Source organism: uncultured Campylobacter sp., from assembly GCF_938045225.1.
In the GTDB taxonomy this organism is placed as follows: Bacteria; Campylobacterota; Campylobacteria; order Campylobacterales; family Campylobacteraceae; genus Campylobacter_A.
Window position 1 is genome coordinate 1 of the sequence record NZ_CALINL010000055.1, and the last position, 1,682, is coordinate 1,682.

Below are 1,682 nucleotides of genomic sequence, written 5' to 3' on the forward strand. Positions count from 1 at the left end.
CGATGCTAGCGACTAAAATCAGCTTTATAAACGAGATCGCGGGGATCTGCGAACGCGTGGGAGCGGACGTAAATTTGGTGCGAAAAGGCATCGGCAGCGACTCTCGCATCGGCTATAGCTTTATATACCCCGGCTGCGGATACGGCGGCAGCTGCTTTCCAAAAGACGTCGAGGCGCTCATCTACACCGCTAGGCAAAACGGCTTTGAACCGCAGGTTTTAAGCGCGGTTGAGGCTAGAAATGCGGCGCAAAAAACGGTACTTTTTGAAAAAATTTCAGCATTTTTCGGCGGAAATTTGAGCGGCAAAACGGTGGCGATTTGGGGTCTAGCTTTTAAACCAAATACCGATGATATGCGCGAGGCTAGCTCGCTAGTGCTCATAAAGGCGCTAGAAAACGCGGGCGCAAACGTCGTCGCCTACGATCCAAAGGCTGCAAACGAAGCAAAAAAATATCTACCTAACTCAAATTTAAAATTCGCCCCAAACAAATACGACGCGTTAAACGGCGCCGATGCTCTCGCGCTCGTGACCGAGTGGAGCGAGTTTAGGTCGCCTGATTTTATGGAGATGAAACAGCGGCTAAAAAATGCCGTGATCTTTGACGGACGCAATCAATACGACGCGAAAAATCTGGCAAATTTAGGCTTTAAGTATTTTCAAATCGGAGTAAAGGCATGAGGAAAATTTTACTTTTTATCGCGGCTTGCGCGTTGCCGTTTGCGCTTTTGGCGGGCGAAAATGCGGCAAAAACCGAGGAAAATATTTTCGAGCTACCTATCTCAAAGATGCCGCCTGATTATTTTAAATACGAAGTCGCATTTTTTAAAGAGATGCTAATCGACTGCAACTATGCCTATTTACTCGGCGGAAAACTCGAGGAAAAAGAGGATGCGCGCGGGATTTATTACGAATTTAGCGGCGGAGATGAGCTGGCGCAGACGATGATGCTTTGCAAGGACGGAAAGAAAAAGAGGCGGGTTTATTATGAGCTCACTCAAATTTTACCCGGCGTTAGCCCTATTAAAATCATAACTCCGCAAGGCGTAGGCGCGGAAATAAGAATGTATGAACGCGTAAAAACGATAGAACCAAAAAAATTAAAAAGGAAAAATAAATGAAAATAGCCGTTATCGGACTAGGATACGTCGGGCTGCCTTTGGCGGCTGCATTTAGCGAGAAATACGAAGTCACGGGCTTTGACGTCAATGCCGCCCGTATCGAGGAGCTTAAAAGTGGGTATGACCGCACGCTAGAGCTAAGCGCTGAGCAGATGAAAAAAGCGATAGAGAACGGTATGAAATTTAGCCTAAATTTGGACGATATAAAGGAGTGTAATTTCTTTATCGTTACCGTTCCGACGCCGATAGATAAGAACAAACGTCCCGATCTAACGCCAGTGGTAAAAGCCACGCAAAGCGTCGCTAAAGTGCTAAAAAAAGGCGATATCGTCGTGTATGAAAGCACCGTGTATCCGGGCGTTACGGAGGAGATTTGCGTGCCGCTACTTGAGCAAAGCGGGCTTAAATTTAACGAGGACTTTTTCTGTGGATACTCGCCGGAGCGCATAAACCCGGGCGACAAAGAGCACACCGTAACTAAAATCAAAAAAATCACTAGCGGCTCGACGCCCGAGGTAGCCGACAAGGTCGATGAGGTCTACCGCTCGATCATAACGGCGGG

General features: G+C 47.3%; 3 protein-coding genes. All 3 read left to right on the top strand.

What is annotated here, in order from left to right; translation table 11 throughout:
- A partial coding sequence (locus Q0200_RS02660) for a nucleotide sugar dehydrogenase (RefSeq protein WP_297937410.1) occupies positions 1–680 on the top strand: 680 nt, incomplete at its 5' end.
- Positions 677–1,120 (top strand): ecotin family protein, encoded by a 444-nt coding sequence (locus Q0200_RS02665; RefSeq protein ID WP_297937413.1) that lies wholly within the window; start codon positions 677–679, stop codon positions 1,118–1,120. The genes Q0200_RS02660 and Q0200_RS02665, both read left to right, overlap by 4 nt.
- On the top strand, positions 1,117–1,682 hold a 566-nt coding region (locus Q0200_RS02670; RefSeq protein WP_297937416.1), incomplete at its 3' end, for a nucleotide sugar dehydrogenase. The genes Q0200_RS02665 and Q0200_RS02670, both read left to right, overlap by 4 nt.